This window comes from Enterobacter sp. RHBSTW-00175, assembly GCF_013927005.1.
Lineage (GTDB): Bacteria > Pseudomonadota > Gammaproteobacteria > Enterobacterales > Enterobacteriaceae > Enterobacter.
Map to the genome: position 1 here is coordinate 1,542,759 of NZ_CP055930.1, position 20,309 is coordinate 1,563,067.

The 20,309-nt window shown below is 51.1% G+C and carries 22 protein-coding genes; 11 read left to right on the forward strand and 11 right to left on the reverse strand.

Annotation, left to right across the window (positions count from 1 at the left end; genetic code table 11):
- Positions 1–6: 6 nt before the first annotated feature.
- Both HV107_RS07250 and HV107_RS07255 read right to left on the reverse strand, forming a co-directional pair.
- Positions 7–2,481 carry a fimbrial biogenesis usher protein gene (locus tag HV107_RS07250; protein WP_259349687.1) on the reverse strand — a complete coding sequence of 825 codons (2,475 nt, stop codon included), beginning with the start codon at positions 2,479–2,481 and terminating at the stop codon, positions 7–9.
- Positions 2,482–2,543: 62 nt separating this feature from the next.
- A complete protein-coding gene (locus HV107_RS07255; protein WP_220458427.1) occupies positions 2,544–2,825 on the reverse strand; it encodes a hypothetical protein in 282 nt (93 codons plus the stop codon).
- Between the two features lie 41 nt (positions 2,826–2,866).
- Between HV107_RS07255 and HV107_RS07260 the strand changes: the two genes are divergently transcribed.
- The 5 genes from HV107_RS07260 to HV107_RS07280 all read left to right on the forward strand — a co-directional run bounded on the left by HV107_RS07260 (position 2,867) and on the right by HV107_RS07280 (position 6,508).
- Positions 2,867–3,564, forward strand: a protein-coding gene (locus HV107_RS07260; protein WP_095033700.1) for an IS1-like element IS1B family transposase whose coding sequence is annotated in 2 segments (ribosomal slippage) — positions 2,867–3,116 and positions 3,116–3,564 — 699 coding nt in all. Because the reading frame shifts where the segments join, the coding sequence is not laid out codon by codon here.
- Between the two features lie 144 nt (positions 3,565–3,708).
- Positions 3,709–4,383: a DUF1120 domain-containing protein gene (locus HV107_RS07265; RefSeq protein ID WP_182062699.1), complete on the forward strand. Its 675-nt coding sequence runs from the start codon at positions 3,709–3,711 to the stop codon at positions 4,381–4,383.
- A gap of 11 nt (positions 4,384–4,394) precedes the next feature.
- On the forward strand, positions 4,395–5,102 hold the full coding sequence (locus tag HV107_RS07270; protein ID WP_182062700.1) for a DUF1120 domain-containing protein: 708 nt from the start codon (positions 4,395–4,397) through the stop codon (positions 5,100–5,102).
- Between the two features lie 75 nt (positions 5,103–5,177).
- A complete protein-coding gene (locus HV107_RS07275; protein ID WP_259349688.1) occupies positions 5,178–5,804 on the forward strand; it encodes a DUF1120 domain-containing protein in 627 nt (208 codons plus the stop codon).
- Positions 5,805–5,815: 11 nt separating this feature from the next.
- Positions 5,816–6,508: a DUF1120 domain-containing protein gene (locus HV107_RS07280; RefSeq protein ID WP_182062702.1), complete on the forward strand. Its 693-nt coding sequence runs from the start codon at positions 5,816–5,818 to the stop codon at positions 6,506–6,508.
- 34 nt (positions 6,509–6,542) lie between these two features.
- On the opposite strand, the gene sspB is transcribed toward HV107_RS07280, so the two are convergent.
- From sspB to zapE, 5 genes are all read right to left on the reverse strand, one after another.
- Positions 6,543–7,043, reverse strand: a complete 501-nt coding sequence (gene sspB, locus HV107_RS07285) for a ClpXP protease specificity-enhancing factor (RefSeq protein WP_182062703.1) — start codon at positions 7,041–7,043, stop codon at positions 6,543–6,545.
- 5 nt (positions 7,044–7,048) lie between these two features.
- Positions 7,049–7,687, reverse strand: a complete 639-nt coding sequence (gene sspA, locus HV107_RS07290; RefSeq protein ID WP_182062704.1) for a stringent starvation protein SspA — start codon at positions 7,685–7,687, stop codon at positions 7,049–7,051.
- A gap of 310 nt (positions 7,688–7,997) precedes the next feature.
- Positions 7,998–8,390 (reverse strand): 30S ribosomal protein S9, encoded by a 393-nt coding sequence (rpsI, locus tag HV107_RS07295; protein ID WP_003860436.1) that lies wholly within the window; start codon positions 8,388–8,390, stop codon positions 7,998–8,000.
- Between the two features lie 15 nt (positions 8,391–8,405).
- Positions 8,406–8,834 (reverse strand): 50S ribosomal protein L13, encoded by a 429-nt coding sequence (gene rplM, locus HV107_RS07300; protein ID WP_182062705.1) that lies wholly within the window; start codon positions 8,832–8,834, stop codon positions 8,406–8,408.
- Between the two features lie 292 nt (positions 8,835–9,126).
- Complete coding sequence (gene zapE / locus HV107_RS07305) at positions 9,127–10,251, reverse strand: cell division protein ZapE (protein WP_182062706.1); 1,125 nt, start codon at positions 10,249–10,251, stop codon at positions 9,127–9,129.
- Between the two features lie 189 nt (positions 10,252–10,440).
- Between zapE and zapG the strand changes: the two genes are divergently transcribed.
- The 3 genes from zapG to degS all read left to right on the forward strand — a co-directional run bounded on the left by zapG (position 10,441) and on the right by degS (position 13,538).
- A complete protein-coding gene (gene zapG, locus HV107_RS07310; RefSeq protein WP_014171843.1) occupies positions 10,441–10,839 on the forward strand; it encodes a Z-ring associated protein ZapG in 399 nt (132 codons plus the stop codon).
- Between the two features lie 171 nt (positions 10,840–11,010).
- Positions 11,011–12,378, forward strand: coding sequence for a serine endoprotease DegQ (gene degQ, locus HV107_RS07315; protein WP_182062707.1), 1,368 nt, complete (start codon positions 11,011–11,013; stop codon positions 12,376–12,378).
- Between the two features lie 92 nt (positions 12,379–12,470).
- Positions 12,471–13,538: an outer membrane-stress sensor serine endopeptidase DegS gene (degS, locus tag HV107_RS07320; protein ID WP_014071983.1), complete on the forward strand. Its 1,068-nt coding sequence runs from the start codon at positions 12,471–12,473 to the stop codon at positions 13,536–13,538.
- 55 nt (positions 13,539–13,593) lie between these two features.
- Here degS and mdh read toward each other — a convergent pair whose 3' ends face one another.
- Positions 13,594–14,532 carry a malate dehydrogenase gene (mdh, locus tag HV107_RS07325; RefSeq protein WP_182062708.1) on the reverse strand — a complete coding sequence of 313 codons (939 nt, stop codon included), beginning with the start codon at positions 14,530–14,532 and terminating at the stop codon, positions 13,594–13,596.
- Between the two features lie 397 nt (positions 14,533–14,929).
- Here mdh and argR point away from each other — a divergent pair, with 397 nt between their 5' ends.
- The 3 genes from argR (at position 14,930) to yhcN (HV107_RS07340) (ending at position 16,414) form a co-directional block, all read left to right on the forward strand.
- Entirely contained in the window at positions 14,930–15,400 is a 471-nt protein-coding gene (gene argR, locus HV107_RS07330) for a transcriptional regulator ArgR (RefSeq protein ID WP_148422335.1), read from the forward strand.
- Between the two features lie 377 nt (positions 15,401–15,777).
- Positions 15,778–16,041 carry a peroxide/acid stress response protein YhcN gene (yhcN, locus tag HV107_RS07335; protein ID WP_182062709.1) on the forward strand — a complete coding sequence of 88 codons (264 nt, stop codon included), beginning with the start codon at positions 15,778–15,780 and terminating at the stop codon, positions 16,039–16,041.
- A 106-nt stretch (positions 16,042–16,147) separates the two neighbouring features.
- Positions 16,148–16,414: a peroxide/acid stress response protein YhcN gene (gene yhcN / locus HV107_RS07340; protein WP_014071986.1), complete on the forward strand. Its 267-nt coding sequence runs from the start codon at positions 16,148–16,150 to the stop codon at positions 16,412–16,414.
- A 66-nt stretch (positions 16,415–16,480) separates the two neighbouring features.
- Here yhcN (HV107_RS07340) and HV107_RS07345 read toward each other — a convergent pair whose 3' ends face one another.
- The 3 genes from HV107_RS07345 to aaeB all read right to left on the reverse strand — a co-directional run bounded on the left by HV107_RS07345 (position 16,481) and on the right by aaeB (position 20,308).
- Positions 16,481–16,753 carry a barstar family protein gene (locus HV107_RS07345; RefSeq protein ID WP_182062710.1) on the reverse strand — a complete coding sequence of 91 codons (273 nt, stop codon included), beginning with the start codon at positions 16,751–16,753 and terminating at the stop codon, positions 16,481–16,483.
- Positions 16,754–16,798: 45 nt separating this feature from the next.
- Positions 16,799–18,253 (reverse strand): NAD-dependent succinate-semialdehyde dehydrogenase, encoded by a 1,455-nt coding sequence (locus HV107_RS07350; RefSeq protein WP_182062711.1) that lies wholly within the window; start codon positions 18,251–18,253, stop codon positions 16,799–16,801.
- 87 nt (positions 18,254–18,340) lie between these two features.
- On the reverse strand, positions 18,341–20,308 hold the full coding sequence (aaeB, locus tag HV107_RS07355) for a p-hydroxybenzoic acid efflux pump subunit AaeB (protein WP_182062712.1): 1,968 nt from the start codon (positions 20,306–20,308) through the stop codon (positions 18,341–18,343).
- Between the last annotated feature and the right edge of the window lies 1 nt (position 20,309).

Below are 20,309 nucleotides of genomic sequence, written 5' to 3' on the forward strand. Positions count from 1 at the left end.
TTCCTGCTATTCCGGCTTACACGTCGCGTTAACTTTCTGGTAAAAACTTTCTGTGTCCTTCTCGTCTAACGAGAACTGCACCCGGCAGCGGTGCCCCTGCTGATCGACAGTCGCGTAGATATCGGGTGTCGCGTCGACATCGCTAATAAAGACCAGCCCATCGTCAACCGCGGTGGTCACATACTGATTTTTTGCATCGACCAGCACATCCCCTTTAGGCACGGGTTTACCGTCCGGCAAATGTAATGTGAGCATTGCCCTTCGCACCTTAATCACGCCAAAGTTGACGCTGGTGACGGATCCGTGTCCCGGGGTTAGTTTTTTGATGCCATTATTTACGTCAATATTTTTCGGCAGCGTTTCGGTGTTGATTTCAAGCGTATTGACCCGATAAGGTGTAGCCGAAGCCGAAACGGCTTGTCCCCAAAAGTCTGTCCACACTGGCCCCTGCGGGGTGGAAATTTCTATTCCAGGCACGTTGTCATTAAACGAGATAACGCTAAAGGTATCCTGTACCTGATAAGGCGAAAGTGTCACGCCATGAGGGTGGGCGACGATGCCGCCTGACATATTTGCCGAATAGTTTTTAAAATCACTGCCCGACTTCGAGGCATTCAGGCTCAGTGAGGTGTAGTGCATATTGGTGCTCACCCCGGCAGCGACATATTTATCGCTTTCCTGGTCGCCTTTTTCAGCTGTGATGCTGTAAGTCGAATTTTTTGTTAACGGGCCATTGGCCTGCATGCCATAGCGTGTTTTTTCGCCATCATCACGCATGTAGCTTTGAATGCTGTGGCCGCCGAACGGCACACTGATGCTGACGTAGAACGTATCAGCGTCACGATAATCATTGCCTTCATCTTCATCCGGTGTGTTCAGGGCGTGCTGCCAGCTGGCATTGACGGATGCGTACTTAAACGTTTTGCCCCACGTCAACATGGATTGACGTGAATCGCTGTCATCACCAAAACCTTCAGATTGCGAGAGTGAAACCGCAAGCGAGCCCAGCATGGAGTTTGACCATCCTAGCGACGCACTGTAGCTATTTTTGATCCCAGCCGTTTCATCGTCGTCCTGAAGGGTATCGACAAGTGTACGAAAACCGCTCGTATTATGTGTACCTGACAGGCTGACGGACAAATTCCAGGGTAAGCGGTAGTTCGAGCCAATCTCGAACTGGTGTCCCATGTGATCGTTACGTTGATCCCATGCGCTCTGGGTGTTGGCATACAAGGAAAGATCCTGAAAGGGGATCACATTTACGTTAGCTGCCACTGACTGGTATTTTTGTGCTGTCATCGCCCCAATGTTGAGATTAAGGTTCGATGCAACCTGCCAGCTATTAGTCGCTGTAACCAGCCAGGGTTTGCTGTAACGCGTATCAATATCTCGCAACGTGCCCGCTGCAAGCGACCATCCTTCGGGCGGACGCAGACGTGCACCAGCCAGATTCGCCGCAGGAACCGTGAACTGACTCGAAGACCCGTCAGTTTCTTTTATGTTTACTAATAGATCGGTATTGGCGTTGGCTACCGGAACATCGCGCAGCGTAAACGTTCCGGCCGGCACCAGTGTGGACATAATCAACACGCCATTCTGACGAACCTCGACGCGCGCCTGATCGCTTCTGGCGATGCCCGTGACGGTGATGCCGCTTCCGGTCTCGCCTGTCAGTGCCGTTTCAGGTGTCAGTTGTACCCCGTTCAAACCTGAAAGGCTGAATGGCGTGTTTTGCACGTTGATTGCACCCGCCTGCATCACCTTTTCTAGCCCGGCGAAGGTATGCTGAACGTAGCCGTAAAGCACGCTGCTGTCTTGCTCACCGTCTGAATCAGAGACGATAAACTGGCTGCGTGCCAGCCAGTCAGCCACATTGACTCCGGCTTCAAACGTGCCCTGATCGTATTGCGTGCTACCACCGTTGTAATGGCTCTGACTGGTAAACATGTTGTAGTTCAGCAGAGCACCCGTACCACCAGTCTGGTAGTTTTTCGGTTTAATGCTGTTATCCAGCGCGTCTTGCGGAACGATCAGCTCCAGTTTTTCCTGGCCAGGTTTGAGCTTAACGATAGAACCCGGCCATGATGCGGCATAGTCGTAGCAGACAGGCGCGTCTGGTTTATCTTCCTTGCTGATAACTGAGTCGGGTGTCTTTAATCCTGAAAATTCGTTAAATTCTTTATCAAAACAAGGTTCCCCGGATGCATTAAAAAGTAGGGAGACTTCACCCTTCTCAGTGCCGTTGAGTATCAGGTTCACTTTTTGAATCCCCGGAGCAAACCGTGAGCCATGGGCGAAATATTCTGCGACTTCGGGAGACAATCCTCTATTTTTAAGCGTTGTAATATCAAAACTAGCAATATCCATGCTTTGTGCACTCTCGCTGCCTGATAAAGATGCAGGGACTTGTGCGGCGAAACTACAAGAAGAGAACGCCATTAGTGGATATATATAAACACCCGCGAAAATTCCATTTTTCATATAAGTTTTTGATATTGTTAGTTTATTGTCTGAATGAGATCATTCCTCGTTAATAATTCTAATTATTTATTAACTGCAGCTGTATAATCATTAACGGCGATACCAAAGCGCGAGGCTGGGAATATTTTTATTTGACTGTCAGTTACTGGTTTTTCCATTTTAATCGTTTCTGTTTCACCCGGCAGGATCCATGTTTTACTCAACATTCCTTTATTACCGGAGGGTAAGGTTTTCACTTGCTGTGACAGACGAACCACATAAGGGCTTGGATTACTGACAACGAGGGTATTTCCGGTCGTTTTCCAGACCAGTTTATCCCAGGGAGTAGAGGGTGATGCTGCCAACTTACTGATTTAGTGTATGATGGTGTTTTTGAGGTGCTCCAGTGGCTTCTGTTTCTATCAGCTGTCCCTCCTGTTCAGCTACTGACGGGGTGGTGCGTAACGGCAAAAGCACCGCCGGACATCAGCGCTATCTCTGCTCTCACTGCCGTAAAACATGGCAACTGCAGTTCACTTACACCGCTTCTCAACCCGGTACGCACCAGAAAATCATTGATATGGCCATGAATGGCGTTGGATGCCGGGCAACCGCCCGCATTATGGGCGTTGGCCTCAACACGATTTTCCGCCATTTAAAAAACTCAGGCCGCAGTCGGTAACCTCGCGCATACAGCCGGGCAGTGACGTCATCGTCTGCGCGGAAATGGACGAACAGTGGGGATACGTCGGGGCTAAATCGCGCCAGCGCTGGCTGTTTTACGCGTATGACAGGCTCCGGAAGACGGTTGTTGCGCACGTATTCGGTGAACGCACTATGGCGACGCTGGGGCGTCTTATGAGCCTGCTGTCACCCTTTGACGTGGTGATATGGATGACGGATGGCTGGCCGCTGTATGAATCCCGCCTGAAGGGAAAGCTGCACGTAATCAGCAAGCGATATACGCAGCGAATTGAGCGGCATAACCTGAATCTGAGGCAGCACCTGGCACGGCTGGGACGGAAGTCGCTGTCGTTCTCAAAATCGGTGGAGCTGCATGACAAAGTCATCGGGCATTATCTGAACATAAAACACTATCAATAAGTTGGAGTCATTACCAACATAACGAATCAAAGCCGTTCTATTTCTAATATTAATAGCTCGTACTGAAAAGTTTGATTTTATTTAAACCTGTCTACTCATACGAGCTATTTGCCAATTAAGTGAACACATTAAATGGAGTTAAATATGTCATTCACTAAACAGATTTTTACCGCAGGAGCGATTGCTTCGCTGTTAACCGTCACGCTCTCCTCCTACGCAGGTACCAGCGCGACTCTGACCATCTCCGGCACCGTCACCCCGGCGGCCTGTACTATTGCGATTTCTGGCGGCGGCACCCTGACCTTTGATCCTGTCAGCATCGAAGCACTGCCTTCAACCGGCACTTACACCATGACGCCGAAAACCATCGACACCACCGTTGATTGCCAGAACACGGCGCAGGCCGTGGCTATCAGCTTTGTCGATAACCGTAAGGACTCGGTCGCCACCCACTCTGACGAACTGACCGACAGCAACACCGCCTTCGGTCTGGGCACCAATGATGACGCCCTTAAAATCGGCTCTTATGGCATCAAAATCACTAAGGTCACGGCAGAGGGCACAGAAGGTAGCCTGCTCTCCAGCACCGGCAAAACCCTCGCCAGTACCTGGAGCTCGCTCTCTTCTGACGCATTCGTCAATAACGGTACCACCGCTCAGTATATTACCTATACCGACACCAGCGGCTCCGCGCCGGTCAGCAAGAAAAACTACACCTTCACTCTGGAAGTCACCCCGTCCATCAGCAGCGATATGAAGGGTATCACCAGCACCGCGAATCTTGATGGTAACACCACCATCAATGTTGATTACATGTAAGGAAGCAAACAATGAAAAATGGAATTTTTAAATACTCGCTGCTGGCGGGCGCAATGGCTTTCTCCGGCCTGGTAATGGCCAACCCTTCCGCTACTCTGGCGGTAAAGGGACAGGTCTCGACCGGGACATGTACAGCAACGTTGACAAAGACGAACATTGATTTAGGCAATATTAGTGCGGATATTCTCCCTACGACTAAGAGTTATCAGGCAGCAACGGATGTTGACGATTATTTATATGTCGATTGCACCAGCCCACTGAAGATGCAGGTGTCGCTCACCGATAACCGGGCTGATTCCCCTATCCCTGCAGCAGATATTAATTCATCTTTTGCAAAGGATGGCAATATCATGGGTTTAGGCAAAACGAATACCGGTGAAAACATTGGTGGCTACACCATGTCATTATTTACGATTAATGCCTCAGTCGATGGAAAGACAACCTATATGAATGTACTGTCCAAAACCAGTGATGAAAGTGCAACCTGGGTCATTGAACAGGACAAAAGTAAGACAAACATTTCACCATTGAATAATGCCGCTGGGCTAACAACGAAATCCTATATTTCGCTTTCGCTATCCAATGGTAAAACACCGTATCCGACGACCTCCAGCGAATACAGATTTAAAATCAATGCTTATATTTCGAGTAAGCTGAGATCTATTACCGATCAACAAACCATTGACGGCAATGTTACATTCAACGTCGACTATTTATAAATACTGTTAAGCAAAGGAATATATTTAATGGAATTTAAAAAGACAGTACTTGCCTCAGGAATATTTTATTCCCTGATGGCGACAACATTTATGGCACACGCAGGTACCAGTGCGACCCTGACCATCTCCGGCACCGTCACCCCGGCGGCCTGTACTATTGCGCTTTCTGGCGGCGGCACCCTGACCTTTGATCCTGTCAGCATCGAAGCGCTGCCTTCAACCGGCACTTACACCATGACGCCGAAAACCATCGACACCACCGTTGATTGCCAGAACACGGCGCAGGCCGTGGCTATCAGCTTTGTCGATAACCGTAAGGACTCGGTCGCCACCCATTCTGACGAACTGACCGACAGCAACACCGCCTTCGGTCTGGGCACCAATGATGACGCCCTTAAAATCGGCTCTTATGGCATCAAAATCACTAAGGTCACGGCAGAGGGCACAGAAGGTAGCCTGCTCTCCAGCACCGGCAAAACCCTCGCCAGTACCTGGAGTTCGCTCTCTTCTGACGCATTCGTCAATAACGGTACCACCGCTCAGTATATTACCTATACCGACACCAGCGGCTCCGCGCCGGTCAGCAAGCAAAACTACACCTTCACTCTGGAAGTCACCCCGTCCATCAGCAGCGATATGAAGGGTATCACCAGCACCGCGAATCTTGATGGCAATACCACCATCAACGTTGATTACATGTAAGGAAACCGATAATGAAAAACAGAATATTTAAACTCTCGCTGCTGGCTGGCGCAATGATCTTCTCTGGCCTGGCAATGGCTAAACCTTCCGCTACCCTAGCGGTAAAGGGACAGGTCTCGACCGGGACATGTAATATTGACTTATCTAAAGATGATATCGCCTTAGGTAATATTAGTGCTGATTCTTTGCCGGCAACTGGAAGCTATGCTTTAAACTCAGCCATTGAGTTTTTGTTTATCACATGCACCAGCCCACTGAAATTACAATTTTCTTTTACGGATAATCGTGCAGACTCAGCAATCTCTGCCGATTTGACGAATAGAGGTAGTACTTTTAACGGCCGTTTTATGGGTTTGGGTAAAACAGAAGATGGCAAAAAAATAGGCGGGTATTATTTTGCTTTACAGTCTATTATTACGACCATGAATGATAAAGCCACCTACATGAATATTCTGGGAAGAAGCAGTAAAGATGGGGCCTGGGAAGAAAATCCTAATCACATTATCTATCCGTTAAATAATGAAGCTGGAATTACGGAAAATATCTATACTACCATGGCTGAACCTGGTTCACTCGAGCCATACCCGTCTTCCTATACTGAAGTAAGGTATAATGTTTATCCTTATATTTCTAGCGAACTTCGCTCTATTACGGATCTGCAAACCATTGATGGTAGCGTGACCTTCAACGTAGATTATCTCTAAGCGAAAGAAAACAGGCCCATTCGGGCCTGTTTTCTTATTTCACAACGCGTAGCGCTGGACGTCCTCCGCGCGGCGGCGGCGGATCGTCATCAGGATCGTGGTCGTTGTGATGGTCAGGTTTGTCGCCATCAATGATAGACATCACCGTATCGCTTTCGCGATCGTCAGATACGTCGTCATCATTCAGGCTGGCACCGTCTTCGTCATAAGCCGCTTCCGGCTCGAACATGGTACCTGCACCGTTTTCTCGCGCGTAGATGGCCAGCACGGCAGCCAACGGCACGGATACCTGACGCGGCACGCCGCCGAAACGCGCGTTGAAGCGCACTTCGTCGTTTGCCAGTTCCAGGTTCCCCACTGCACGCGGCGCAATATTCAGCACGATCTGTCCGTCACGCGCGTATTCCATTGGCACCAGCACATCAGGCAACGTCACATCCACAACCAGGTGCGGCGTGAGCTGGTTATCCAGCAGCCATTCATAGAAGGCGCGCAGCAGATAAGGACGGCGTGGAGAAAGTTGTGACATTTCCACAGTCATTAGCCTCGGCCGAGACGCATTTCACGTTCCGGCTCTGTCAGAGAAGCCAGGAAAGAATCGCGTTCAAATACGCGAGTCATGTAGCCTTTCAGCTCTTTCGAACCCGGGCCACTGAACTCAACGCCCAGGGTAGGCAGACGCCACAGCAACGGTGCCAGATAGCAATCTACCAGGCTGAACTCGTCACTCAGGAAGAATGGCTTCTGACCAAATACCGGGGCAATCGCCAGCAGTTCTTCGCGCAGTTGCTTACGTGCAGCATCCGCCTCAGACGAGGAACCGTTAACGATGACGTTCATCAGCGTATACCAGTCTTTTTCGATACGCTGCATGTACAGGCGGCTTTCACCACGCGCAACAGGGTAAACAGGCATCAGTGGTGGATGCGGGAAACGCTCATCCAGGTATTCCATAATGATACGGGATTCCCACAGGGTCAGCTCGCGATCCACAAGCGTTGGTACGCTTTGGCTCGGGTTGAGATCGATCAGATCCTGAGGCGGGTTATCCTTTTCCACATGCTCGATCTCAAAACTGACACCCTTCTCGGCCAGCACGATACGAACCTGATGGCTATAAATGTCAGTAGGACCAGAAAACAGCGTCATTACCGAACGTTTGTTGGCAGCGACAGCCATGAAAACCTCCAGGTATATTCAGAATTTTTACTGCTACCGGCCCACCAGGGCCAGCCAGATGAAATATCGCCCATCCCAGAGAAGACACATTGTTCAAGAATCGAACAAAAATCGAGTATTCACCGATATTTGGGCAGAAAATTGGATGATAGTTTACCAGATTTTAAGACCATTGTGGTGAGGGGATTCTGGAAATGTGGAAAAAGAGGACATATATGCATTGAATTTGTGGATAACCTGAGCATTATCCATAAAAAAAAACCCGCCGAAGCGGGTTTTTCGCCAATCGTTCTGCGGAAGCAGAAATTGATTAACGTTTGGAGAACTGTGGACGACGACGTGCTTTACGCAGACCCACTTTCTTACGTTCAACCTGACGAGCGTCACGAGTAACGAAGCCAGCTTTACGCAGTTCAGAACGCAGGGATTCGTCGTACTCCATCAGAGCGCGGGTGATACCGTGACGGATCGCACCAGCCTGACCAGAGATACCACCACCTTTAACGGTGATGTACAGATCCAGTTTTTCTACCATATCAACCAGTTCCAGCGGCTGGCGAACTACCATGCGGGCAGTTTCACGACCGAAGTACTGTTCCAGAGAACGTTGGTTGATTACGATTTTACCGCTGCCCGGTTTGATGAACACGCGAGCTGCGGAACTTTTGCGGCGACCAGTGCCGTAGTATTGATTTTCAGCCATTGCCTATAATCCCGATTAGATGTCAAGAACTTGCGGTTGCTGTGCCGCGTGGTTGTGCTCGTTGCCTGCGTAAACTTTCAGTTTACGGAACATAGCACGACCCAGCGGGCCTTTTGGCAGCATGCCTTTAACCGCGATTTCAATCACACGCTCAGGACGGCGAGCAATCATCTCTTCAAAGGTCGCTTCTTTGATACCACCGATGTGGCCGGTGTGATGGTAGTACACTTTGTCTTCGCGCTTGTTGCCGGTTACAGCAACTTTTTCTGCGTTCAGAACGATGATGTAGTCACCAGTATCAACGTGCGGAGTGTATTCCGCTTTATGCTTACCGCGCAGGCGACGAGCCAGTTCGGAAGCCAGACGGCCCAGAGTTTTACCGGTCGCGTCAACAACATACCAGTCGCGCTGTACGGTTTCTGGTTTAGCTGTAAAAGTTTTCATTAAAAGCTTACCCAAATAATAAGTTACACGTTGGTGAACACCCAAACGTTTAGTCAGTTGAGGTTCACACGACAAAGTCCGGCAAACCTACCCCTTCGAATAGCTAATGCCGACACATAGAAAGTTTCGGGAAAAAAACCTTCTCGTAACGTGGGGTCGCAAGATTATAGAGAAGTTGAGGTTAAAGATCGACCCTTAAATGTGATTCGGAGCGGGTTTTTCGGGGTTAAGTATTGTGCGGTCTGGTGCCCTCACCCCCAGCCCCTCTCCCACAGGGAGAGGGTGGCATTTATTACGGCATATGCTCACGCTTGAGGTACTCTTCGCTTTGCATCTCCTGCAAACGCGACAGGCAGCGCTGGAACTCAAACTTCAGCCGCTCGCCCTGGTACACCTCATATAAAGGCACTTCTGCGCTCACCACCAGCTTCACGTGGCGCTCATAGAATTCATCCACCAGCGCGATGAATCGGCGCGCTTCACTCTCCATCAGCGGCGTCATAACGGGCACATCCAGCAGCATCACCGTGTGGAACAGGCGCGAAAGCGCAATGTAGTCATGCTGACTGCGGGCATCCACGCAAAGCGTGGTGAAAGAAACTGCCAGCGTTTGATTCTCAACGCCCTGCGTTTGCAGTGGCCGGTGGTTAATGTCCAGCACCGGCATGTTATTTCGCGGCGCACCCGCAAGCGCCAGCCACAGTTTATCCATCTGGCCTTGTGTGTCGGCGTTTAATGGCGAGAGCCACAAATGCGCCTGGGTCAGCGTGCGCAGACGATAATCCACACCCGCATCAACGTTCATGATGTCGCAATGCTGCTTGATAGCATCAATGGCGGGCAGAAAACGCGCCCGCTGCAAACCATTTCGGTAAAGCTCGTCGGGGGGAATGTTCGATGTTGCCACCAGCGTAATCCCGCGCGCGAACAGCGCTTTCATCAGGCCGCCCAGCAGCATGGCATCGGTGATATCGGATACAAAAAACTCATCGAAACACAGCACGTCCGTTTCGGCTTTGAAACGTTCGGCAACAATATCCAGCGGATCGCTCTGCCCCTGTAGCGCCGTCAGCTCTTCGTGAACACGCAGCATAAAACGGTGGAAATGCAGGCGCTGTTTACGCGTTCCCGGCAGGCTTTGGTAGAACATATCCATCAGCCAGGTTTTACCGCGCCCCACGCCTCCCCACATATATAAGCCACGCACCGGTGCATTCACCTGCGGCTCTTTTTTACCGAGCAACCGCCCAAATGCCGCTTTTAACCCACCGCTTTGCACTACATCTGCGGGTTTTGCCGTGAGTTCCTGGTAAATTGTATCCAGTCGGTTTACCGCTTCACGCTGAACGTCATCTGGCTGATGTGAGCCCTCGTTCAGGGCCTGTTGGTATCGCGATGAGGGGGAAAGGCTTTGCATGATATTGTTGTTATTCCTTCAGTTAATGCTCATCAGTGTGCACGACTGATGAAAAAAAGGCCGTTCTACACTACGCGATGATACGTCAGGATTCCACTTCTGCGGAAATAGCGGTTATAGTGGCATTATCAGGCACAGGCAGGAGCCGAGCCAACACCCTACGGAATCACAAGACAACGGGAGAAGTTCATGACCTGGGAATATGCGCTAATTGGTTTAGTCGTCGGCATCGTGATCGGTGCTGTAGCCATGCGTTTCGGTAATCGCAAATTGCGTCAGCAGCAGTCCTTACAGTACGAACTGGAAAAGAATAAAGCTGAACTGGAAGAGTATCGCGAAGAGCTGGTCAGCCACTTTGCCCGTAGCGCCGAGCTGCTGGATAACATGGCCACCGACTATCGTCAGCTGTATCAACACATGGCAAAAAGTTCCAGCAGCCTGCTGCCGGAAATGACCGCGGAATCCAACCCATTCCGCAATCGTCTGGCTGACTCTGAAGCCGGTAACGATCAAGCCCCGGTGCAGATGCCACGTGACTATTCAGACGGCGCATCCGGCCTGCTGCGCGGTGGCGCAAAACGCGATTAATCGCACAACCTGAATATATTTTACGGGTGCACATGCTGCACCCGTCCTTTCTTTCTGACCCCAGCTATTATTTAGTCAAATACCTCATTGTTCAGCGGTTTAAAATTCAATAACATCAACGTGTTTTTGGGGCCGTTCTTCCTTTATTTCAGGTTACGAGAGTCAACATCGATGAAGAAAAAAAACCAGCTGTTGAGCGCTATCGCGTTAAGTGTCGGGTTATCTCTCTCGGCGTCCTTCCCTGCAACCGCAAGCCTGCCTGCGCAGGTTCCGGGACAGTCAGCCATTCCTAGCCTCGCACCGATGCTGGAAAAAGTGCTGCCTGCTGTAGTGAGCGTAAAGGTGGAAGGCACTGCGCTGCAAAACCAGCGCGTACCTGAAGAACTGAAAAAATATTTCGGCGATGAATCTCCCGACCAGCAGGCTCAGCCTTTTGAAGGTCTGGGCTCAGGGGTGATCATCGATGCAGCCAAAGGCTATATTCTGACCAACAATCACGTTATCAGCCAGGCCGATAAAATCAGCGTTCAGTTGAACGATGGCCGGGAGTTTGATGCCAAACTGATTGGCGGTGATGACCAGAGTGATATCGCGCTGTTGCAGGTGCAAAATCCCAGTAATCTGACCCAAATCGCCATCGCCGACTCCGACAAACTTCGTGTCGGCGATTTCGCCGTGGCGGTCGGTAACCCGTTTGGTTTAGGGCAAACGGCAACCTCCGGCATCATTTCAGCACTGGGGCGCAGCGGCCTGAATCTGGAAGGGCTGGAAAACTTTATCCAGACCGATGCCTCTATTAACCGGGGTAACTCCGGCGGCGCGCTGCTTAACCTGAACGGCGAACTGATTGGCATTAATACCGCTATCCTGGCGCCTGGCGGCGGCAGTATCGGTATCGGTTTTGCAATCCCGAGCAACATGGCCAAAACCCTGGCGCAACAGCTGATGCAGTTTGGTGAAGTGAAACGCGGGCTGTTGGGCATCAAAGGAATGGAGATGAGCGCGGATATTGCTAAAGCGTTCAACATCAACGTGCAGCGTGGCGCGTTTGTCAGCGAAGTGCTGCCAAACTCCGGCTCCGCCAAGGCGGGGGTGAAATCGGGTGATGTCATTGTGAGCCTGAACGATAAACCACTGAGCAGTTTTGCCGAGCTTCGTTCACGTATCGCCACCACCGAACCGGGTGCCAAAGTGAAACTCGGTCTGATTCGCGATGGCAAACCGCTGGATGTGGAAGTGACGCTGGATAAAAGCACGTCCTCCTCTGCCAGCGCAGAACTTATCGCCCCTGCGCTGCAAGGCGCAACGTTGAGTGACGGGCAGCTTAAAGACGGAACGAAAGGCATTACTATCGATACCGTCGAAAAAAGCAGTCCTGCCGCTCAGGCAGGTTTACATCAGGATGATGTGATCATCGGTGTGAACCGCAACCGCGTGCAATCCATTGCGGAAATGCGCAAGGTGCTGGAAAGTAAACCGACGGTCATTGCCCTGCAAATTATGCGTGGCAATGAGTCTATTTATATTTTACTGCGCTAAGCATTTGCGACTCCGGACTTCGCCGCTGCGTGTGATGTCCGGAGAACTCATGTTATGCTGCAAACCGTTCCTTTTTTAACGACACGCGCATCATGCTTTTAAAGCTCTTTCGTTCCATTGCCATCGGTTTGATCGTTGCAGGCCTGCTGTTAGTGGCTATGCCGTCTTTACGTCAGTTCAATAAGCTGACGGCACCGCAATTTGACAGCACGGATGAAACGCCTGCCACTTACAACCAGGCCGTTCGCCGTGCCGCCCCTGCTGTGGTTAACGTCTATAACCGCGGCCTTAACAGTTCGAGCCATAACCAGCTGGAAATCCGCACGCTCGGATCCGGTGTGATTATGGACGAACGCGGCTATATCATTACCAACAAGCACGTTATCAACGATGCCGACCAGATAATCGTCGCATTGCAGGATGGCCGCGTGTTTGAAGCTCTGCTGGTTGGCTCTGACAGCCTGACCGACCTTGCCGTGCTGAAAATCAACGCCACCGGCGGCCTGCCGGTTATCCCGATTAACCGCAAACGTACGCCGCATATCGGGGATGTTGTTCTGGCGATTGGCAACCCATATAACCTGGGGCAAACCATTACCCAGGGGATTATCAGCGCCACCGGTCGAATCGGCCTGAACCCATCAGGCAGACAGAACTTCCTGCAAACGGATGCCTCTATCAACCACGGTAACTCCGGCGGCGCGCTGGTGAACTCGCTGGGTGAACTGATGGGGATCAATACCTTATCCTTTGATAAGAGTAATGACGGTGAAACGCCTGAAGGGATCGGTTTTGCAATTCCATTCCAGCTGGCCACCAAAATCATGGACAAGCTGATCCGCGATGGTCGCGTGATCCGTGGCTACATCGGTATTGGCGGGCGTGAAATTGCGCCAATGCATACCCAGGGTGGCGGCATTGATCAGATCCAGGGGATCGTGGTCAACGAAGTGTCACCTGGCGGCCCGGCAGCCAATGCGGGTATTCAGGTTAACGATGTGATTGTGTCAGTGAATGGCACACCGGCGGTATCTGCGCTGGAGACCATGGATCAGGTTGCGGAAATTCGTCCAGGTTCGATCATTCCGGTAGAAGTGATGCGTAATGATAAGAAGCTGACTATCCAGGTGACTATCCAGGAATACCCCGCGACAAATTAACAGGCATAAAAAAACGGAGCGATTAGCTCCGTTTTTTTTATGCCTGGAAGCGATATTACTTGTTAACGAACTCTTCGCCCAGGGTGATATCTTTTTTCAGCGTATCCAGCATGCCTTCCATCGCGTTCTGTTCAAACGCACTCAGTTTGCCAATAGACTGATGTTCTTCGATACCGTTTTTGCCCAGCAGCAGTGGCTGAGAGAAGAAGCGTGCGTGCTCGCCATCGCCTTCAACGTAAGCGCATTCCACCACGTTTTTCTCGCCCTGCAGAGCGCGAACCAGAGACAGACCGAAACGTGCAGCCGCCTGGCCCATAGACAGCGTTGCCGAACCGCCACCTGCCTTCGCTTCCACCACTTCGGTGCCGGCGTTCTGGATACGTTTGGTCAGGTCAGCCACTTCCTGCTCGGTGAAGCTCACGCCTGGGATCTGAGACAGCAGAGGCAGAATAGTCACGCCTGAGTGACCACCGATAACCGGCACTTCGATGTCGGTTGGCTGTTTGCCTTTCAGTTCGGCAACAAAGGTGTTGGAACGGATGATATCCAGCGTAGTCACGCCGAACAGTTTGTTCTTGTCGTAAACACCCGCTTTCTTCAGCACTTCTGCTGCGATAGCCACGGTGGTATTGACTGGGTTAGTGATGATACCTACGCACGCTTTCGGGCAGATTTCAGCGATCTGCTGTACCAGGTTTTTCACGATGCCGGCGTTGACGTTAAACAGGTCCGAACGATCCATGCCTGGCTTACGTGCAACACCTGCGGAGATCAGCACAACGTCAGCACCTTGCAGAGCAGGACGCGCATCTTCACCGGAGAAACCTTTGATTTTCACAGCTGTCGGGATGTGACTCAGATCAACCGCCACACCTGGGGTTACCGGAGCAATATCGTACAGGGAGAGTTCTGAGCCTGAAGGCAGTTGGGTTTTCAGTAGTAGGGCAAGCGCCTGGCCGATACCACCAGCAGCGCCGAGGACTGCGACTTTCATCCTAAACTCCTTATTATGGTTAACTTAAGTAACTAAAACTTCGTCGCGGCGACCTTAATTCAGCAAGTAAATAATTTCAATTTTCGTAGCTAAAGAATTTGAGGTCACTCGCCTTTCGCCAACGCCAGAATGCTATCGGACAGCAGGCGGCAACGAATTAAGAGGTGGTTACAATACACCCTGCCCCGCCACCAAAACAACATCAATTTGATAACATTTAATTTACTTTTAGCCTTATTTGCGCGGCGTGACCCAGGCATGTTTTCTGATAACGAAATCTGATAAAATCACTCCCTTTCATAACATTATTTCAGCCTTACACTTGGCAGATAGTTTGCATAAAAATTCATCCACATGCATAATAATGTTGTTTCTACCGTCATATTCCGGGTGACTTATGCGAAGCTCGTCTAAGCAAGAAGAATTAGTGAGGGCGTTTAAAGCGTTACTCAAAGAAGAGAAATTCAGTTCTCAGGGAGAAATTGTTCAGGCGTTGCAAGAACAAGGCTTCGATAACATTAACCAGTCGAAAGTCTCCCGCATGTTAACCAAATTTGGCGCAGTACGTACGCGTAATGCCAAAATGGAAATGGTCTACTGCCTGCCTGCTGAGCTTGGCGTGCCAACAACCTCAAGCCCACTGAAAAACCTGGTGCTGGATATCGACTACAACGATGCCGTTGTGGTTATCCACACAAGTCCGGGCGCTGCGCAGCTTATTGCCCGTCTGCTGGACTCCTTAGGTAAAGCGGAAGGCATCCTCGGTACCATTGCCGGTGATGACACCATCTTCACTACTCCGGCAAATGGCTTCTCCGTAAAAGATCTCTACGAAGCTATTCTGGTGCTGTTCGAACAAGAGCTGTAACCCTTCTCCCCGTGGCCGCTGGCTGCGGGGATCATCCTGCTCCCGCCTCGTTTCGCCCTACTTTATATCACCCTTCACTTTGACAAATAGTGCGTTTTACTGCGTTCAAACATTCATTTGGTGAATGCTAAATCAACAAATCGCACAAAAAATCAAAGTCTCATATCCATATGATTTTTTTAGACATAACCAAACATCGTGACGAGAAAATGACCATTTTTATACATTTTGGTTATAAAAAATATGTTGGTTAACACTTAATTACCAGTGAAACCATTAGCATGGTATTAATTTTTGTCGTTATTAGTGTATACTTGATTTTGTGATGAGGGTCACGAAACAAGACCCCAATAAAAAATTCGACGAGGTAAAGAATCATGAAAATCAAAACTACTGTAGCGGCTCTGAGCGTTCTGTCTGTCCTGTCATTCGGTGCTTTCGCAGCCGACTCCATCAACGCAGATCAGGCGCAGTCCCGCCAGGTAATCGGTACGGTTTCCGTAGGGGCTATCAGCACTTCGCCTATGGATATGAACGCCATGCTGAACAAAAAAGCGGAAGAACAAGGCGCGTCATCTTATCGCATCATTGAAGCCCGCACTGGCGACCACTGGCATGCAACGGCTGAACTGTACAAATAAGATTTGCTGATAACTGAAGACACTTTTTCCCTTAACGGCACCAGGCATAAAAAAAGCAGTTTAACCCTTCTCGCCGTTGAGCAAACACGATTCAGGAGTAATGACTATGAACACTAAATTAATCATCGCAACCCTTGGCCTGGCCTCTGTTCTCTCTTTTGGCGCTAGCGCCGCAGTTCACCAGGTTAATGCCGAACAAGCAGAAAATCTGCAATCCATGGGTAGCGTATCTGTTGCAGCAGTAGCGGGTTCTCCGATGGATATCCGTCAGGAATTGGCCGCTAAAGCTGAAAAAGCAGGCGCCAGCAGCTATCGGATCACCGAACTGAATGAAGGTGACCACTGGCACGCAACGGCTGAGCTGTACAAATAGACCCTCGTCGTATCTCATCATACGACTTGCCCCTGACTCCGGTCAGGGGCTTTTTTTATCTGTGGTTCAATGCCGGGCGTTGAAACGCAGCTGCCCTTCAAGCTCTTCTTCAGCCTCATCAAACAACAACACCAACGCGCCAAAACGCCTGCGCAGTTTTTCCGGCAGATGGATAAACTCGATTTCCAGTGGTAATGGCAACTGATTGCCAGTAACCACATCCCACAGCGTGTCTAAATTGGTGACGCTCTCCCGCCCCAGGTCAAACACCCGAATAAATTCACGATAGAAGTCTTCCTGACTGTCGATCTCGTCAAAATCAAATGTGTAGGTTTTCATTGCCAACCACCCGGTCCAGGCGGGCGGCAGATGCCGCCCTGACGATTATAATCCCCCAATATGCAGGGTTTTAACTTCCAGAAACTCTTCCAGCCCCAACACAGAGCCTTCACGGCCTAGCCCTGACTCTTTAACGCCGCCGAAAGGTCCCAGCTCGGTCGAGACTGCACATTCATTAATGCCGATCATGCCACTTTCAATGGCCTGAGAAACACGGAACACGCGCGACAGGTTCCGAGTATAGAAATAGGCCGCCAGGCCGAAGGGTGTATTATTGGCGCGCTGAATGACTTCCTCTTCCGACGTAAAGCGGAAGCAGGCAGCAACCGGGCCAAATGTCTCTTCTGCTGCAAGCAGCATATCTTCGTCGCAATCCCCCAGAACGGTCGGCATCCAGAAGTTACCGCCCAGAGGGTGCGCCTTGCCGCCTGCCAGCACGGTTGCACCTTTTGCAACGGCATCTTCAACATGCTCCCGCACTTTGCTCACCGCCGCAGACTCAATCATCGGCCCCACGACAACGCCCTCTTCCAGGCCATTCCCAACCTTTAAGGCCTTCACGGCATCAGCAAGCTTGTTCACAAACTGGTTGTAGACGGTTTCCTGAATATAGAACCGGTTTACACTGACGCAAACCTGCCCGGCATTACGGAATTTGTTAGCGATGGCGCCTTTAACGGCGGCATCGATATCTGCATCTTCAAAGACGATATAGGGCGCGTTTCCGCCCAGCTCCATAGAGACTTTTTTCATTGTCTCTGCCGCGTTACGTACCAGCGTTTTGCCGACCGCAGTAGAGCCGGTGAAGGAAATTTTTCGAACATCGTGGCTGGCCATAATCGCATCGCTGATTTCGTGCGTGTTCCCTGCCACGGCGTTTAATACGCCATCCGGTACACCTGCCTGTTTTGCCAGCGTCAGCAGAGCAAAAGCGCTCAGGGGCGTGTTATTGGCCGGTTTGATAACACCGGTGCATCCCGCAGCCAGCGCCGGGCCGAGCTTACGTGTCAGCATCGCCATCGGGAAGTTCCACGGCGTAATTGCCGCCACCACACCGACAGGTTCGCGGGTAGCCAGAATACGCGAGCCGGGTTTGATCGGCGGGATAATCTCACCGTTTGCCCGTTTAGCCTGCTCAGCAAACCACTGGATAAAACTTGCTGCATACTCGACTTCACCCTCGGCCTCTTTAAGGGGCTTACCCTGCTCGGTGGTCATTAACCACCCGAGCCAGCTTTTGTTTTCAATAATCAGTTCATACCAGCGATACAGGATCGTCGAACGTTCCTTCGCTGTTTTCGCCCGCCAGGCGGGAAAAGCACGGGTCGCCGCCGCAATGGCTTCTTCGGTTTCTTTTTTTCCTGCTTTTGCGACTTTGGCGATTACGTCACCCGTTGCCGGGTTGAGTACATCAAAGGTGGTTGCCAGCGTTTTCCATTTGCCATTGACCAGATAGCCGGTCTGAAAGAGTGCATTGTCCTGAAGTGCCTGGGTAGTCATGTGTCCTCCCTTTCTGAGTTTAAGAACTTGCAAGACTAAGTATAGCCACAAAAAAACCGACGCTTTTGGCGTCGGTTTTTAAGGTAATCAGTTGTCTGTTAGCGCGTTCTGATAACGATGAAGCATGAACACCAGTCGCTCTACCGGCTCTGTGACCTGCGGCGGCGCTTCCCAGATGCGCAGCTTCTCCTGGTAAATATCCAGCTCTTCCAGCAACTGCTTAAAGTAGCGTCGCCGTTTGTCATCACTGGTTGCGGAAATGACATGGTCGGCGGTACGACGCAGCTGGCGGTGAAATGAAGAGAGATCGTCGTTGATCGGCACTGGCGCATTTCGCAAACGCTGATGTGCAATGATCATTGTTAATGCCAGGCGGAACTTAGCGATGTCGCCAGGGAATTTATTCAGCAGTAAAAACAACTGCTGATACAGCGCTGGCAAGTGGTTCTCTTTACGACGCGCGGCGTTAGTAGTCATGGACGATACCGCAGCCGAAACAAACTGGTTTAACAACACGCGGCCTGTTCGCACCTGTGAGTTATCGCGTACCAGCAGAATCACCATCAACGCCAGGAAACACCCCACCAGTTGACCCAACGCGCTGTCGAGGAACTGGCTGAAGTGGAACGTCATTGGGTTATCCAGCACAATGATGTTAATGGTACTCGCCAGCGCCCCCAGAGAACCAATACGACGCTTCTGTACCTCAATACCAATAAAGAACGCCAGCACCGCCAGGCTGATACAGAGCAGCAACATACTTTGCTGGGTCGAAGGGATGATCACCAGGAAATAGAAGGCGCCGATCGGCAAGGCGGCAATAGTCCCGTACAGGAAATCAATCGCCACCATCCGTGGGTTGGGCAGGCGCATTGCCAGCGAGGTGACAACGGCAATCATCACCATGGCACCGCTACCGGAAGTCCAGCCCGTCCAGAGCCAGAACAGAGTGCCAAGCATACAGGCAAGCGTTGTACGCCAGAAGTTAACCATCGCGTGATGCCGCTCGGCAGACTCTGCCTTGATAACCACTTCCCCTTGTAAGACGTCTTCTTCGGTTGCGCTGATTTTGGTGTTGCTGATAACACCACGTTTAAGCAACAGATAGCGAGTCGCCGCGCCAACCCAGGTATAGATTGTCTCCGGCGTATCGCGCTCACCCGTCCAGGCGATGACCCTGCGCATACGTTTAAGCTGTTTGTGGACGTCCTGCACCGTTTCAACCGGCTCATCAAACAGCTCGCGGAAGGTATCGGTCACCACTTCCGGGCGTGTGTTCTGAATAAGATAGGTTTCGCACGCCTGGGTTATCAGGGTGAGTGATAACGTATTGATGGCTTTCAGGCGGCGATTTGCACGCGCCCAGCGCGAGGACTCCATGTTCAGGTTGCTGCGCATCCCTTCCAGAGCCGCCGTGCGACGCACCAGCCCGCTCCAGGCTTTATCAACCACTTCGCTGTCACCGTGCTTAATGCACAGTTGCATCAGCTGATATTGCGCAACCAGCAGCGAATCCAGCTCAATATCGACTTCTTGTTTGATTGAACGAGGCGAGAAAAGCAGGTCGGCAACAATCGCGCAGACAATACCAATGACGATTTCGCTACAGCGCTCCACTGCAAATTGCGGTGCGAGCAGCGGATCGGTCTGAATGGTAATGACAATGATCAGTGCGGTATAACCCGAAAGCCCCCAGGCGTAGGAGTTTTCCACCCTCACAAGGGAAGAGATCCAGGTACAGAAACCGGCCCATATACAGCACACCATCAGCATCAGCAGAGGCGTGCGGATCATCAGAATGATGATCGTTAGCGCCGCAATACAGCCGATGAATGTCCCGATGATACGCAGCATCCCGCGGTAACGGATAGCGCCAGAGTAGGGTTCACCACCCGCAGCAAATGCCGGGCCTGCGGCCACAATAGCCGCCGTCAGCACCGCCCAGCGGGGCGTTTCCAGCTGGAAGTGAAAGCCTACAAACAGCGCCAGCACAATGGCACATGCCAGCTTCACGGCGAAGCGGATGTGCTGGCTGGCGATGGAGAAGATGCCCATA